Origin of the sequence: Cryobacterium sp. 10I1, from assembly GCF_035019805.1 — a bacterium.
GTDB classification, from domain to species: Bacteria; Actinomycetota; Actinomycetes; order Actinomycetales; family Microbacteriaceae; genus Cryobacterium; species Cryobacterium glucosi.
Genome location: NZ_JASJVF010000064.1, coordinates 1 through 14,659 on the forward strand (window position 1 = coordinate 1; position 14,659 = coordinate 14,659).

A 14,659-nucleotide genomic window follows, 5' to 3' on the forward strand; every position below is an offset into this window, starting at 1 on the left:
CGACGGTACTTCAACCGGGCCCAGCGCCGGGCGATTACCGCCCGGGACGGCGGCTGCATCATCCCCGGGTGCAAAGCGCCGGCGCACTGGGCCGAAGTACACCACGTGAAGCCCTGGGCGAAAGACGGCCCGACCAACGTCGACAACGGGGTACTACTGTGCTGGTTCCACCACCACACGATCGACACCTCCGGGTGGGAAATCCGGATGGTGAAAGGCTCACCACAAGTCCGGGCCCCTGGGCTGATCGATCCGCAACGGCTCTGGCGGCCACCGAACCGGCACCGCGCCCACCAGGTCCTCACCGGACCACCCAACCGCGCATGACCGGGGCTGCTGCTAGGCTGAACAGCGGTAACAGCCATCCTTTAACAACCGTCCGGTGAGGCGGGGAAGGAGGCCTTCGTTTTGTCACGCATTGTGCTCAACCAGGCTGAAATAACCCGGGCTTTGACTCGGATCTCCCACGAGATCCTGGAGTCCAACCGGGGTCCGGACAATCTCGTCATCCTCGGCATCCCGACCAGGGGCGTTGCACTCGCCCGGCGGATCGCCGACATCATCGAGCGGATCGAACCCGCCGCGGCACCCGTGAGTTCGGGTTCCCTCGACGTGACGATGTACCGCGACGACCTCGCCCACACCCGCACCCGCACACCGTCCCGCACCCTCGTACCCGCGAGCATCGACGGCGCGACTGTGGTGCTCGTCGACGACGTGCTCTACTCCGGCCGCACCATCCGCGCGGCCCTTGACGCTCTCGGCGACCACGGCCGTCCCGCGATCGTGCGCCTCGCAGTCCTCGTCGACCGCGGCCACCGGGCGCTGCCGATCCGCGCGGACTTCGTCGGGAAGAACCTCCCGAGCTCGACGGAGGAACGCATCAACGTGCACCTCCTCGAGGTCGACGGCGACGAATTCGTGAGCATCGACGGGGGGAGCGCAGAATGAAGCACCTGCTCTCCACCAAGGACCTCAGTCGCGACGACGCCATCACGCTCCTCGACATCGCAGAAGACATGGCGGATGTCTCCACGCGCGAGGTGCGCAAGCTCCCGACACTCCGCGGCAAGACCGTGGTGAACCTCTTCTTCGAAGACAGCACCCGCACCCGGATCTCCTTCGAAGCCGCCGCGAAGCGCCTGAGCGCTGACGTGATCAACTTCAGCGCCAAGGGCTCGAGCGTCTCGAAGGGCGAAAGCCTCAAAGACACCGCCCAGACGCTCGCCGCGATCGGCGCAGACGGCGTCGTGATCCGGCATCCGGCATCCGGTGCCCCCCAGGTACTCGCGACGAGCGGCTGGATCGACGCCGGCATCATCAACGCCGGGGACGGCACCCACGAACACCCGACCCAGGCGCTCCTCGACGCGTTCACCATCCGCCGTCGCCTGCACAAAACCGCGTCGCGCGGCAAAGGCCTCGACGGCGTCACGGTGACCATCGTCGGCGACGTGCTGCACTCGCGGGTCGCGCGCTCCAACCTGTGGCTGCTGACGACGCTCGGAGCCGACGTCACGATGGTCGCGCCACCCACCCTGTTCCCGATGGACATGACCGGCTGGCCGGCGGCGGTGAGCTTCGATCTCGACGACGCGATCGACGCAGGGCCGGACGTGATCATGATGCTTAGGATCCAGCAGGAACGCATGAATGCGGCCTTCTTCCCCAACAGCCGCGAGTACTCGCGGCGCTGGGGACTCGACGATGAGCGCTTCGCCCGGCTCGCGCCGACTAGCATTGTCATGCACCCCGGCCCGATGAACCGCGGCCTGGAGATTTCCTCAGCCGCTGCAGATTCGGCCGCATCGACCGTGCTCGAGCAGGTCGCGAACGGTGTTTCGATACGTATGGCGGCACTGTACCTGCTCATGTCGGGCGACCGGGAGGAAAGCTAAATGAACAACACGGCCACCCGCTATCTGATCCGAAACGCGAGCCTCGCCGACGGCACCCGCACCGACCTGTTGCTCTTCGGCGGTCGCATCCAGGAAATCGGCACCGCGCTCTCACACGCCGGCGCGACGGTGATCGACGCCGACGGCCTCGTCGCCCTTCCCGGACTCGTCGACCTGCACACCCACTTGCGCGAACCCGGCTACGAGCAGAGCGAGACGATCCTCACCGGCAGCCAGGCCGCCGCGATCGGCGGCTTCACGAGCGTCTTCGCAATGGCCAACACCTCGCCGGTGCAGGACACCGCCGGCGTCGTCGAACAGGTACTCGCCCTCGGTGAACGGGCCGGGTACGTCACGGTCCAGCCGATCGGCGCCGTCACCCTCGGGCTCGCGGGGGAGCGGCTCGCCGAGCTCGGCGCCATGGCGACCAGCCGCGCCCGGGTCCGGGTCTTCTCCGACGACGGCTTCTGCGTCTCCGACCCGCTGCTGATGCGTCGCGCCCTCGAATACGTCAAGGCCTTCGACGGCGTCATCGCCCAGCACTCCCAGGAACCGCGCCTCACCGAGAAGGCCCAGATGAACGAGGGCGCACTCTCGAGCGAACTCGGCCTCGCCGGCTGGCCTGCCGTCGCCGAGGAATCCATCATCGCGCGCGACGTGCTGCTCGCCGAGCACGTCGGGAGCCGCCTGCACGTCTGCCACGTCTCGACAGCAGGCGCCGTCGACGTGATCCGCTGGGCCAAGGCGCGCGGCATCAACGTGACCGCGGAGGCCACCCCGCACCACCTGCTCCTCACCGAGGACCTGGTCCGCGGCTACGACGCCCGCTACAAGGTCAATCCGCCGCTGCGCCGCCGCGAAGACGTCGACGCCCTCCGCGCCGGCCTCGCCGACGGCACGATCGACATCGTCGCAACCGATCACGCCCCGCACCCCGTCGAGTCCAAGGACTGTGAATGGGATGCGGCCGCCAACGGGATGGTCGGACTCGAATCCGCGCTCTCGGTCGTGCAGGCATCCGTCGTCGACACCGGACTTCTCGACTGGCGGGACGTGTCCCGGGTGCTCTCGGCCACCCCGGCACGGATCGGGCGCCTCGCGAGCCAGGGCAGGCCGCTCGAGGTCGGCGCCCCCGCCAACGTCACCCTCTACGACCCGGCAGCGAGCCGGGAGTTCGGCAGGGACGACCTCGCCGGCAAGAGCACCAACTCGCCATACCTCGCGATGACCCTGCCCGGTCGGGTCGTCGCCGTCTTCCACCGCGGCACGGCGACCGTGCTCGACGGGGTCCTCAGGGCCCCCGCTGAACTCGGCGGACGAGAGGAACCCCGGCATGGATAGCACCATCCCCGCCATCCTGATCGGTCTGGTCCTCGTCGCCGTGCTCGCGCTCATGCTCCGAAGCTGGCGTGCACGCACCCGCCGCGATGCCGCGCTGGCCGCGGGCTACCCGCTCCCAGGACCGGAATCGGCCGATGCCGTGCTCGCAACGGCCGAAGCGTTCTACGTCGCGACCACACGGGAAGGCCGACAGCTCGAACGCCTGAACATCCGCGGCCTCGGCTTTCGGGCCCGCGCCCTGGTCACCGTGACCGGGACCGGCGTTCTGCTCGATCTCGTCGGCGAGAACCCGGTCTTCATCCCGATGGCGGCCGTCACCGGACTCGAGGACGCCACCTGGACCATCGACCGCGCCGTCGAGACCGGCGGTCTGCTCCTGCTCCGCTGGCGCCTCCAGCCGCAAGCGGATGCCGCAGGCCAGGTCGTCGACAGCTACTTCCGCATCCTTGACCCCACCGACCGCGCCCGCGTGAGCGCGTCGATCCGAACCGAAGCGGCGGGTGCCCTGCACCCGGACGCGCACGACGAAAGCGAGGCGTAGCGTGAGCGACACCGAGGCCCAGGCCCAGGCGGCACCCGACGAGACGACACCGACGACACCGGAGACACCCACCACGCCGACCACGGCTCCCGCCGTGCTCGTCCTGGAGGACGGCAGGCGCTTCGTCGGCCACGCATACGGCAGCCGAGGACAGACCCTCGGCGAGATCGTCTTTGCGACCGGAATGACCGGCTACCAGGAGACCCTGACCGACCCGTCGTACGCCGGCCAGATCGTCCTGATGACCGCCCCGCACATCGGCAACACCGGGGCCAACGACGAGGACATGGAATCCTCCCGGATCTGGGTTGCCGGGTTCATCGTGCGCGAACCGGCCAGGATCGCCTCGAACTTCCGCTCGACGCGCACCCTCGACGAGGACCTCACGAACAACGAGGTCGTCGGGATCAGCGGCATCGACACCCGGGCGATCACCCGGCACATCCGCTCGGCCGGCGCCATGAAGAGCGGCATCTTCTCCGGGCCCGCCTTCGACCTGTCGGCAGGCGAGCAGCTCGAACTCGTCCGCGGCGGCGCCCCCATGCGCGGCCGCAACCTGTCAGACCAGGTGTCGACGGTCGAACCGTTCCAGATTCCGGCGAAGGGCGAACGGATCGGCTCCGTCGCGGTGCTCGACCTCGGCGTCAAGACGTCGACGCTGAACTACCTCGCCGAACGCGGCTTCGAAGTGCTCGTGCTGCCCCAGTCGGTCACGGCGGAGCACGTGCTCTCGCTCAATCCGACCGCGCTTTTCTTCTCCAACGGACCCGGTGATCCTGCGGCGTCCGATGCGCACGTCACCCTGCTGCAGGAGGTCCTCCGCGCCGGCGTGCCGTACTTCGGCATCTGCTTCGGCAACCAGCTCCTCGGCAGGGCGCTCGGCTTCCGCACCTACAAGCTCCCCTTCGGCCACCGCGGCATCAACCAGCCCGTGCTCGACAAGACCACCGGCCGCGTCGAGATCACGTCGCAGAACCACGGCTTCGCCGTGGACATGCCGATCGAAGGCGTCAGCGACTCCCGCACCGGCTTCGGCCGCGTCGAGGTCAGCCACTACAGCCTGAACGACCAGGTCGTCGAAGGCATCCGCTGCCTCGACATCCCCGCGTTCTCCGTGCAGTACCACCCCGAGTCTGCGGCAGGCCCGCACGACGCCAACTACCTCTTTGATCGGTTCAGGGACATGGTGACCGCCCACACGGCGGCCACCGGAGCAGGAGACGCCAAGTAATGCCCAAGCGCGACGATATCAACAGCGTCCTGGTCATCGGAAGCGGGCCGATCGTCATCGGCCAGGCCTGCGAATTCGACTACTCAGGAACCCAGGCCTGCCGCGTGCTGCGCGCAGAGGGCGTCAGGGTCATCCTGGTCAATTCGAACCCGGCCACGATCATGACGGACCCCGACTTCGCGGATGCGACCTACATCGAGCCGATCACTCCGGAGATCCTCGAGACGATCATCGCGAAGGAACGCCCCGACGCCATCCTGCCGACCCTCGGCGGCCAGACCGCGCTCAACGCGGCCATCCAGTTGCACGAGCGCGGCATCCTCGAGAAGTACGACGTCGAACTGATCGGAGCGTCCTTCGAGGCCATCCAGAAGGGCGAAGACCGCCAGATCTTCAAGCAGCTCGTGCTCGACGCCGGCGCAGACGTCGCCCGCTCGCACATCGCGCACACCGTCGATGAGGCCATCGGCTTCGCCGAAGACCTCGGCTATCCGCTCGTGGTGCGCCCCTCCTTCACGATGGGCGGCCTCGGCTCCGGATTCGCGTACACCGAAGAGGAACTGCGCCGCATCGTCGGCGACGGCCTGCACCAGAGCCCGACCACCGAGGTCCTCCTCGAGGAATCCATCCTCGGCTGGAAGGAATACGAACTCGAGATGATGCGCGACACGGCCGACAACACGGTCGTCGTCTGTTCGATCGAGAACGTCGACCCGGTCGGCGTGCACACCGGTGACTCGATCACCGTCGCCCCCGCGCTCACCCTCACGGACCGCGAGTACCAGAAGCTCCGCGACATCGGCATCGACATCATCCGCGCCGTCGGCGTCGACACCGGCGGCTGCAACATCCAGTTCGCGATCGACCCGGCCGACGGGCGCATCATCGTGATCGAGATGAACCCGCGCGTGTCGCGCTCGTCCGCCCTCGCGAGCAAGGCCACCGGCTTCCCGATCGCGAAGATCGCGGCGAAGCTCGCCCTCGGTTACCGCCTGGACGAGATCCCGAACGACATCACCCAGGTCACCCCGGCGAGCTTCGAACCGACCCTCGACTACGTCGTGGTCAAGGTCCCGCGCTTCGCGTTCGAGAAGTTCCCGGCCGCAGACCCGCGCCTCACCACGACCATGAAGTCCGTCGGCGAGGCCATGGCGATCGGCCGCACCTACGCATCCGCCCTGCAGAAGGCCTTGCGTTCGCTCGAGAAGCGCGGATCGTCCTTCCACTGGGGTGAGGAGACCCGCACGCTCGAGGAACTCCTCGAGGTTGCCTCGATCCCGACGGACGGCCGCATCGTCACCGTTCAGCAGGCCCTCCGCAAGGGCGCCACGATCGATCAGGTCTTCGAAGCCACCAAGATCGACCCGTGGTTCATCGACCAGATCGTCCTGATCAACGAGATCGCCGCAGACGTCGCCGCCGCCGAACGGCTCGACATGGACATCCTCCGTACCGCGAAGGACCACGGTTTCTCCGACGCCCAGATCGGCGAGCTCCGCGGCTTCGGCGAAGCGGATGTCCGCAAGGTCCGACACATCCTCGGCGTGCGCCCGGTCTACAAGACCGTCGACACCTGCGCGGGGGAGTTCCCGGCCCTGACCCCGTACCACTACTCGAGCTACGACGAGGAGACGGAGGTCGTCCCCAGCGACCGCCGCAAGGTCGTCATCCTCGGCTCAGGCCCGAACCGCATCGGCCAGGGCGTCGAGTTCGACTACTCGTGTGTTCACGCCTCGTTCGCCCTTTCCGAGGCCGGCTACGAGACCATCATGATCAACTGCAACCCCGAGACCGTCTCGACGGACTACGACACGAGCGACCGGCTCTACTTCGAGCCGCTCACCCTCGAGGACGTGCTCGAGGTCATCCACGCGGAGAGCCAGAGCGGCGAACTCGTCGGCGTCGTCGTGCAACTCGGCGGCCAGACGGCCCTCGGGCTCGCGAAGGGGCTCGAGGCGGAGGGAATCCCGATCCTCGGCACCTCGCCCACCGCGATCGACCTCGCGGAGGAGCGCGGCCTGTTCTCGAAGATCCTCGACGAGGCCGGCCTGCTCGCCCCCCGCAACGGCGTCGCCACCGACTTCACCGGTGCCGTCGTCGTCGCTGAGGAGATCGGCTACCCCGTCCTCGTCCGCCCGAGCTACGTGCTCGGCGGCCGCGGCATGGAGATCATCTACGATTCCCTGTCCCTCGCCGACTACTTCGAGCGGATGCAGGGCCAGGGCATCATCGGCCCGTCGCACCCCGTGCTCGTCGACCGGTTCCTGGACGACGCCATCGAGATCGACGTCGACGCGATCTACGACGGCACCGAGCTGTACATCGGCGGCGTCATGGAGCACATCGAGGAAGCCGGCATCCACTCCGGTGACTCGAGCTGCACCCTGCCACCCGTGACCCTCGGCCGTGCCGAGATCAACCGGGTCCGCGAGGCCACCCTCGGGATCGCGCAGGGCATCGGCGTGCGCGGCCTGCTCAACGTGCAGTTCGCCATCGGGGCCGGCGTGCTCTACGTGCTCGAGGCCAACCCGCGGGCCTCCCGCACGGTGCCCTTCGTCGCGAAGGCTCTCGGGATCACCCTCGCCAAGGCCGCCGCGCTCATCATGGTCGGAACCAGCATCGCCGAACTCAAGGCGAGTGGAAAGCTGCCGCTCATCGACGGCTCCCGCGTCCCAATGGAATCGCCGGTCGCCGTGAAGGAGGCCGTGCTTCCCTTCAACCGGTTCCGCACCCCGGAAGGCCACGTCGTCGATTCCGTGCTCGGCCCGGAGATGCGCTCGACCGGAGAGGTGATGGGCATCGACCGTGACTTCCCCCGCGCCTTCGCCAAGAGCCAGCTCGCCGCGTACGGTGGAATCCCGCTCAGCGGAACCGTGTTCGTCTCGGTCTCCGACCGCGACAAGCGTGCGATCATCCTGCCGATGCTGCGCCTGCAGCAGCTCGGCTACGAGATCGCCGCCACGGAGGGCACCGCGGAGGTGTTGCAGCGCAACGGAATCCGCGCGAGGGTCGTCACGAAGTTCAGCGAGAAGCACGATGAGGAAGATACGTCGATCGTCGAGCTGATCCGCCGCGAAGAGGTTCAGATCGTCATCAACACCCCCGGCGGTCGCACCGCCCGTGCCGACGGCTACGAGATCCGGGCGGCGGCCGTCGCCGCGGACCTGCCGTTGTTCACGACGATCGCGGAGCTCAGCGCTGCCGTCGCATCCATCGACGCGATTCGAGGCGGGTTCGAGGTGACATCGCTCCAGGAATATGCACTCACGCGGGAAGCCGCCCTGTGATCGACTCCACGTTCGGCGACCGTGTCGAGGCCGCGTTCGGCCGGTGGGGCCAGCTCTGCGTGGGTATCGACCCCCACGCCTGGCTGTTGTCGGACTGGAACCTGCCGGACACCGCTGACGGCGCCGAGACCTTCGGGCGTCTCGTCGTCGCCGCGTGCGCAGGCAGGGTCGGCCTCATCAAGCCCCAGCTCGCCTTCTACGAGCGTTTCGGGTCGCCGGGGTACCTCGCCTTCGAACGCGTGCTCGCGGATGCCCACGCAGCAGGACTGCTCGTGATCGCGGACGTGAAGCGCGGCGATCTCGGAACGAGCGTCGCTGCGTACGGTGAGGCCTGGCTCACCCCCGGTTCCCCGCTCGAAGTGGATGCGATCACCGTCAACGCGTACATGGGCGTCGGTTCGCTCGAGCCCGTCTTCGAACGGGCCGCCGCTGCGGGCAAGGGGCTCTTCGTGCTCTCGGCAACCTCGAATCCGGAGGCGAGCGCCATCCAGCGCGCCCGCGTCCCCGACGGCCCGCACGCCGGTGCCACAGTGGCCCGTGCCGTCTTCGACGACGTCGCCGAACGCAACGCGAGGGCGGGGGGAACGGGTCGTCTCGGCTCGATCGGCGTCGTGCTCGGTGCGACACTCGACCTCGCCGATTTCGGCCTCGACCTCTCGGTTGCACCCGTCGGAGGAGCCACCCCGATCCTCGCTCCCGGATTTGGTCACCAGGGTGCGCATGTCGCTGATCTGGGAAACCTCTTTGGGGGGTACGCTCATTCCGTAATAGTGAGTGAATCTCGTAGCGTGTTGTCAGCAGGCCCGGAACGAATCGGACAGGCGATCGCACGCCGAGTACTTGAAGCAGGAGCGGCCCGTGGCTGAGAATCGCCCTACCCCACCAGACGTCGATCGGGTTGCCGCATCGCGCGCAGCCGTGGCAGCGCGCCGAGCGCGCGCAGCGGTCAAGGCCGAGATCGCAGCAGGGAAGCGCACGCCGCTTGCCGTGCTATCTGCCGCCATTGAGCATCCGGACGGCGTCGAAGGACGCCTGCGCGCGACGGAGTTCCTCGTCAGCATCCCGGCCATCGGTGTCACGAAGATGCGCCGGATCATGACCCAGCTCGAGATCTCGCCGTCCAAACGGCTCGGCGGCCTCGGCAAGCACCAGCGCGACCGCCTGCGCGAATTCCTCGCGAACCGGACCGTGTCCCGTCGTGGATCCACCGACGCACACCTCGTCGTGCTCGCCGGGCCGACGGCGGTCGGTAAGGGTGCCGTCGCCGGCTATATCCGCGAGAACTACCCCGATGTGCATCTTTCCGTGTCGGCGACGACCCGTGCCCCGCGGCCGGGCGAAGTCGAAGGAAAGAGCTACTTCTTCGTCTCCGACGCCGAATTCGACCGTATGGTCGCGTCGGGGGAGCTGCTCGAGTGGGCCGTCGTCCACAATGCCTTCCGCTACGGGACCCCTCGCGAGCCCGTGGAACAGGCACTCGCGAGCGGACACAGCGTCCTCCTCGAAATCGACCTTCAGGGCGCACGCTCCGTGCGCGCGGCCATGTCCGAAGCGCGAATGGTCTTCCTGCTTCCGCCGAGCTGGGATGAACTGGTGCGCCGCCTCATCGGCCGCGGCACCGAAAGCCCCGCGGAACAGGCACGCCGCCTGGAGACCGCGAAGCTCGAGCTGGCGGCCCAGGACGAGTTCGATTTCCGTGTAGTCAACCAGGAGGTCAATGTGGCGGCCCGGGAAGTCGTAGACTTGATGAATCTGCGTAAAGCACCCTCGCTGCTTTAACGCACTCCGACTTATCCGTCTACTCGCCGCAAACGCTCTGAAGGAGTGCCACCTTGGCCAACAAGCCCACCGGTATCATTGACCCGCCCATCGACGACCTGCTCACCAAGGTCGACTCCAAGTACGCGCTCGTGATCTTCGCGTCCAAGCGTGCTCGTCAGATCAACGACTACTACGCTGACCTGCACGAAGGCAGCCTCTTCGACAACGTCGGACCGCTCGTCGACTCGACTGTCGACGACAAGCCGCTCTCCGTCGCCCTCCGCGAAATCAACGAAGACAAGCTCGTTTCCCGACCGATCGTCGAGTAACACGAAGCAGACCAGAAGCACACCAGAAGCGCGCAGGATGTCGCAAGGACGCACGATCGTCGTCGGAATCACCGGCGGCATCGCCGCGTACAAAGCGGTCAACATCGTGCGCGCTTTTGTGCTGCTCGGAGACTCCGTCCACGTGGTCGCGACGCCAGCGGCGCTGCGCTTCGTCGGCAGGCCGACACTCGAGGCGATCTCCCGGAACCCGGTGCACACCGACCTCTACGAGGGCGTCGCCGAAGTCCGCCACGTCGCGATCGGGCAGTCGGCGGACCTGATCGTGGTGGCCCCTGCGACGGCGAACACGATCGCCAAGCTCGCGGCCGGCCTCGCCGACGACCTGCTCGGCAACACGATCCTCGCGAGCACCGCGCCACTCGTGATCGCCCCGGCGATGCACACCGAGATGTGGAACAACCCGGCGACCGTGCACAACGTGCAGACCCTCCGGAACCGCGGCGTCATCGTCGTCGGCCCCGGCGTGGGACGCCTGACCGGATCGGATTCCGGTGCCGGCCGGATGGAGGAACCCGACGTCATCGTCGCTGCGGCCCTCGCCGCCCTGCACCCGGGAACCCCGGCCAGAGACCTCTCCGGCAGGCGCATCGTCATCACAGCCGGCGGCACCAGGGAACCCCTCGACCCCGTCCGCTTCCTCGGCAATCGATCGAGTGGCAAGCAGGGCGTCCGCCTCGCCGAAGCCGCCACCGCGCGGGGAGCGTCGGTCGTGCTCATCGCGGCGAACCTCGAGATCCCGGTGCCTGCGGGCATCGAGACCCGCCTCGTCGGCACCGCACTCGAACTCCAGTCCGCCGTGACCGACGCGGCTGCGGGCGCGGACGCCGTCATCATGGCCGCAGCGGTCGCGGACTACCGCCCGGCCACGGTCCGCGGAGACAAGATCAAGAAAGACGACGAGGGGGACACCCTCAGCCTCGAACTCGTCAGGAACCCGGACATCCTCGCGGGACTCGCCGCGGCGAAGACCACCGGTCAGCTCGTGATCGGATTCGCGGCAGAGACGGAGGCGGACCCCGACCGGTTCCTCTCCCTCGGCCGCGAGAAGCTCGCGCGCAAGGGCTGCGACTTCCTTGTTCTCAACAGGGTCGGCTGGACCGAAGGGTTCGCCGCGGAACGTAACGAGGTTCGGATCCTCGATTCTGCCGGAGTTATAGTGGCGGAGGCCGCGGGGACAAAAATGTCGGTGGCCGGACGCATCCTTGACGTTGTGGTCGCCGGACTCGGCTGATCCCCTCCATCCATACTTTTCTACCAACGACACAGAGACAGGCCAGATGAGCGATCTTCGCCTCTTCACTTCCGAATCCGTCACCGAAGGTCACCCGGACAAGATCTGCGACCAGATCTCCGACAGCATCCTCGACGCCCTCCTCACCGAGGACCCGAACAGCCGCGTCGCCGTCGAGACCCTGGTCACGACCGGCCTCGTCCACGTCGCCGGCGAAGTCTCGACGGAAGCGTACGTCGAGATCCCGTCGATCGTGCGCAAGTGCATCACCGACATCGGCTACGACTCCTCCGACGTCTGGTTCGACGGCCGCTCCTGCGGCGTTGAGATCTCCATCGGCGGCCAGTCTCCCGACATCGCCCAGGGCGTCGACGACGCCTTCGAGCACCGCGAACAGGCGAGCGCCGAAGACTACGACCGCCAGGGCGCCGGCGACCAGGGCATCATGTTCGGCTACGCCACCCGGGAGACCCCCGAGCTCATGCCGATCCCGATCTGGATCGCGCACCGCCTCGCCGAACGCCTCGCCGAAGTCCGCAAGTCCGGCGAACTCGACTACCTCCGCCCCGACGGCAAGACCCAGGTCACGATCGGCTACGACGGCATCATCCCGCGCACCGTCGAGACCGTCGTCCTGTCGACCCAGCACGCCCCGTCCGTCACGACGGAGCGTCTCCGCGCCGAGGTCGAAGAGCTCGTGATCCGCCCGGTGCTGTCCCGCGTCGAACTCGATTCCTCGAGCCTGACCATGCTGATCAACCCGACGGGCCGCTTCGAGATCGGTGGCCCCCAGGGCGACGCCGGACTCACCGGCCGCAAGATCATCATCGACACCTACGGCGGATCCAGCCGTCACGGCGGTGGCGCCTTCAGCGGCAAGGACCCGTCCAAGGTCGACCGCTCCGCCGCGTACGCGATGCGCTGGGTCGCCAAGAACGCCGTGGCAGCCGGGCTGGCCGAACGGCTCGAGATCCAGGTCGCATACGCGATCGGCAAAGCAGCGCCCGTCGGGCTCTACGTCGAGACCTTCGGAACAGGGGCACTGCCGGACAAGGAGATCACCGCGGCGATCCGCGAGGTCTTCGACCTGCGACCGGCCGCGATCATCCACCACCTCGACCTGCTCCGCCCGATCTACCAGAAGACGGCGACATACGGTCATTTCGGTCGCGAGCTCCCCGAGTTCACCTGGGAGAGGCTGGACCGCGTCGACGAGCTGAGAAGCGCCTCCGGGATCTGATCATGGGACGCACGGGCCTCGTGGCACGCGTCCTGATCGAGTCGACACTGCCCCAGCTCGACCATCTCTTCGATTACGGCATCCCGGACGACCTCGCCGCGGCCGCGCGGCCGGGAGTGCGGGTCCGGGTGCCCCTGCGCTCGGCGGGACGCGTCGCCGACGGCTACCTGATCGAGGTCCTCGATGCCGGGGGAGCCGTCCTCGCGACCCTGAACGCACCGGTGTCCGGCATCGAGCCCCCGAAGGACGCCGCCGCCGACTTCCATGGCGCCCTGAGCCCGGTCGAGGCCATCGTGTCCGCTGCCCCTGTGCTCACGGCGGAGGTCTGGCGGCTCGCACGTCGCGTCGCCGACCGCGCGGCCGGCAACGCGAGCGACGTGCTCCGGCTCGCGATCCCCCCTCGCGCTGTGCGGGTCGAGAAGGCCTGGCTCGCCGCGCAGGACGAAGCCGCGCAGGACGAAGCCGAACCTGCTCCGGAAGCCGAACCCGCGGCATCCGCCGGTTTCGCTGACTACCCGGCCGGTCTGCTCGACGCGGCCCTGGCCGAGCAGAGGCGCCTCAGCGTGGCCGCCGTACCCGCCCTCGTCGCCCTGCCGGACGGGCGCACCGTCGGCCACTGGGCCACCACGATGGCCGAACTCGCCACGGCAACCGTTCGGAGCGGGCGAAGCGCCATCCTCTGCGTTCCCGACTACCGCGACCAGGACCAGCTCCAGGCCGCCCTCGATGCCTGCGCGCCCGCGGGAACCGTGAGCAGGGTCGATGCCCGCCAGCCCAACCCCGAGCGCTACCGCGCCTTCCTCGCCTGCCTGGAACCCACCCCGCGGATCATCCTCGGCAACCGGTCTGCGGTCTACGCGCCGGCGCACAACCTCGGGGCGATCCTGCTCTGGGACGACGGGGACCCCCTGCACTCCGAACCGCTCAGCCCCTACGTCCATGCCCGCGACGCAGCACTGGTCCGCCAGGCCCTGAGCGGGTGCGCACTGATGTTCTTCGGGCACACCCGCAGCGTGCCCGTGCAGCGGCTCCTCGAACTGGGCTTTCTCGGCGAGGCGCACCCCCTGAGCCCTCGGCATCCCCGGGTGATCCCTACTGAATTCCAGCTCAGTCCCGACCGCCAGGAGCGGACCAACCGGATCCCCTCCGCCGCCTGGCAGGTGGCCAGGGCCGCCCTCGCTGACGGACCCGTCCTCGTCCAGGTCGCGAGCCCCGGGTACGCGCCGACCCTCGCCTGCCAGACCTGCAAGAAATCGGCCCGCTGCACGCACTGCCAGGGACCGCTCGCCCTCGCGAGCGCGAACGCCGTGCCGTCCTGCCGTTGGTGCGGCAAGCTTGCGGCAGGCTGGAGCTGCCTGCACTGTGAGGGCAGGTCCCTGCGGGTGGTGTCCCTCGGAACCGGGCGCACCGCCGAGGAACTGGGCCGCGCCTTTCCCGGCGCGCTGGTCCTCGTCGCCGACGGGGAGCATCCGCTGCAGCAGATCGGGGCCGCCCCTGCCCTCGTCGTCGCGACGCGCGGTGCCGAGCCGATCCCCGAAGGCGGCTACCGGGCGATCCTCCTGCTCGACGGTGAGAAGATGCTCGCCCGCGAGTCCCTCGGCGTCGCAGAGGACTGCCTGCGCTGGTGGAGCAACGCAGCAGCCCTCGCCGCCCCCGGCGCGTCCGTCATGCTCGCCGGCGTCGGAGGGGCACTCGCGACGGCGCTCAACGCGTGGCAGCCCGGTGCCTTCGCAGCGGCAGAACTCGCTGACCGCAGGCAGCTGCGCTTCCCGCCCGCCG

The 14,659-nt window shown here is 68.3% G+C and carries 13 protein-coding genes; all 13 read left to right on the forward strand.

Annotated features, from left to right (window positions below; all coding sequences use genetic code 11):
* Positions 1-327 (forward strand): HNH endonuclease signature motif containing protein (locus QN345_RS08070; protein WP_323508557.1); only part of this gene is annotated, 327 nt, incomplete at its 5' end.
* 81 nt (positions 328-408) lie between these two features.
* Positions 409-951, forward strand: a complete 543-nt coding sequence (gene pyrR, locus QN345_RS08075; protein WP_134448752.1) for a bifunctional pyr operon transcriptional regulator/uracil phosphoribosyltransferase PyrR — start codon at positions 409-411, stop codon at positions 949-951.
* On the forward strand, positions 948-1,898 hold the full coding sequence (locus tag QN345_RS08080; protein ID WP_134448751.1) for an aspartate carbamoyltransferase catalytic subunit: 951 nt from the start codon (positions 948-950) through the stop codon (positions 1,896-1,898). Before pyrR ends, QN345_RS08080 begins: the two co-directional genes overlap by 4 nt.
* Complete coding sequence (locus QN345_RS08085; RefSeq protein ID WP_322189721.1) at positions 1,899-3,239, forward strand: dihydroorotase; 1,341 nt, start codon at positions 1,899-1,901, stop codon at positions 3,237-3,239. It begins immediately after the preceding gene.
* Positions 3,232-3,780, forward strand: coding sequence for a hypothetical protein (locus tag QN345_RS08090; RefSeq protein WP_134448749.1), 549 nt, complete (start codon positions 3,232-3,234; stop codon positions 3,778-3,780). The genes QN345_RS08085 and QN345_RS08090 overlap by 8 nt, the downstream gene beginning before the upstream one ends.
* A gap of 94 nt (positions 3,781-3,874) precedes the next feature.
* Complete coding sequence (carA, locus tag QN345_RS08095; protein WP_134448760.1) at positions 3,875-5,011, forward strand: glutamine-hydrolyzing carbamoyl-phosphate synthase small subunit; 1,137 nt, start codon at positions 3,875-3,877, stop codon at positions 5,009-5,011.
* Entirely contained in the window at positions 5,011-8,298 is a 3,288-nt protein-coding gene (gene carB / locus QN345_RS08100; protein ID WP_134448748.1) for a carbamoyl-phosphate synthase large subunit, read from the forward strand. The genes carA and carB overlap by 1 nt, the downstream gene beginning before the upstream one ends.
* Positions 8,295-9,164 (forward strand): orotidine-5'-phosphate decarboxylase, encoded by an 870-nt coding sequence (pyrF, locus tag QN345_RS08105; RefSeq protein WP_322189720.1) that lies wholly within the window; start codon positions 8,295-8,297, stop codon positions 9,162-9,164. Before carB ends, pyrF begins: the two co-directional genes overlap by 4 nt.
* Entirely contained in the window at positions 9,157-10,077 is a 921-nt protein-coding gene (gene gmk / locus QN345_RS08110) for a guanylate kinase (RefSeq protein ID WP_134448747.1), read from the forward strand. Before pyrF ends, gmk begins: the two co-directional genes overlap by 8 nt.
* A gap of 53 nt (positions 10,078-10,130) precedes the next feature.
* Positions 10,131-10,388: a DNA-directed RNA polymerase subunit omega gene (rpoZ, locus tag QN345_RS08115; RefSeq protein ID WP_134448746.1), complete on the forward strand. Its 258-nt coding sequence runs from the start codon at positions 10,131-10,133 to the stop codon at positions 10,386-10,388.
* A 37-nt stretch (positions 10,389-10,425) separates the two neighbouring features.
* Complete coding sequence (gene coaBC / locus QN345_RS08120; protein ID WP_322189719.1) at positions 10,426-11,640, forward strand: bifunctional phosphopantothenoylcysteine decarboxylase/phosphopantothenate--cysteine ligase CoaBC; 1,215 nt, start codon at positions 10,426-10,428, stop codon at positions 11,638-11,640.
* 46 nt (positions 11,641-11,686) lie between these two features.
* Positions 11,687-12,880 (forward strand): methionine adenosyltransferase, encoded by a 1,194-nt coding sequence (metK, locus tag QN345_RS08125; protein ID WP_134448744.1) that lies wholly within the window; start codon positions 11,687-11,689, stop codon positions 12,878-12,880.
* Between the two features lie 2 nt (positions 12,881-12,882).
* On the forward strand, positions 12,883-14,659 hold a 1,777-nt coding region (locus QN345_RS08130; RefSeq protein ID WP_323508558.1), incomplete at its 3' end, for a primosomal protein N'.

What these genes read in the sequence shown, in the direction of transcription:
- QN345_RS08080 (WP_134448751.1), top strand. Translation starts at nt 948, where the DNA reads ATGAAGCACCTGCTCTCCACCAAGGACCTCAGTCGCGACGACGCCATC.
- QN345_RS08085 (WP_322189721.1), top strand. Translation starts at nt 1,899, where the DNA reads ATGAACAACACGGCCACCCGCTATCTGATCCGAAACGCGAGCCTCGCC.
- QN345_RS08090 (WP_134448749.1), top strand. Translation starts at nt 3,232, where the DNA reads ATGGATAGCACCATCCCCGCCATCCTGATCGGTCTGGTCCTCGTCGCC.
- carB (WP_134448748.1), top strand. Translation starts at nt 5,011, where the DNA reads ATGCCCAAGCGCGACGATATCAACAGCGTCCTGGTCATCGGAAGCGGG.
- coaBC (WP_322189719.1), top strand. Translation starts at nt 10,426, where the DNA reads ATGTCGCAAGGACGCACGATCGTCGTCGGAATCACCGGCGGCATCGCC.
- metK (WP_134448744.1), top strand. Translation starts at nt 11,687, where the DNA reads ATGAGCGATCTTCGCCTCTTCACTTCCGAATCCGTCACCGAAGGTCAC.